We start from the raw sequence: 581 nt of genomic DNA on the forward strand, positions 1-581 counted from the left end.
CTGGTGTGCTCCGCAGCTGACGGCCCAATGCCACAGACCCGCGAACACATCCTGCTGGCCCGCCAAGTTGGCGTTCCATACATCATCGTGTTCCTGAACAAGTGCGACCTGGTCGACGACGCAGAGCTGCTGGAACTGGTTGAAATGGAAGTGCGCGAGCTGTTGTCGAAGTACGAATTCCCAGGCGACGACCTGCCAATCATCAAAGGTTCGGCACGTATGGCGCTGGAAGGCAAAGAAGGCGAAATGGGCGTTGACGCAGTGCTGCGTCTGGCCGATGCGCTGGATGCATACATCCCAACGCCAGAGCGCGCTGTTGATGGTGCTTTCCTGATGCCAGTGGAAGACGTGTTCTCGATCTCGGGTCGCGGTACCGTTGTGACCGGTCGTATCGAGCGCGGCATTGTTAAAGTCGGCGAAGAGATCGAAATCGTCGGTATCACCGATACCGTCAAAACGACTTGCACCGGCGTGGAAATGTTCCGCAAACTGCTGGACCAAGGTCAAGCTGGCGACAACGTTGGTCTGCTGCTGCGCGGCACCAAGCGTGAAGACGTGCAACGTGGTCAAGTTCTGGCAAA

1 protein-coding gene is annotated in these 581 nt (G+C 57.5%); it reads left to right on the plus strand.

All coding sequences use genetic code 11. The annotated features are described in order from the left end of the window. Positions 1 to 581, plus strand: a 581-nt coding sequence (locus CSQ91_RS28410) for a GTP-binding protein (RefSeq protein ID WP_257217513.1), incomplete at both ends; no start/stop codon positions are given.

Source organism: Janthinobacterium sp. BJB301 (assembly GCF_002735685.1).
In the GTDB taxonomy this organism is placed as follows: domain Bacteria; phylum Pseudomonadota; class Gammaproteobacteria; order Burkholderiales; family Burkholderiaceae_D; genus Janthinobacterium; species Janthinobacterium lividum.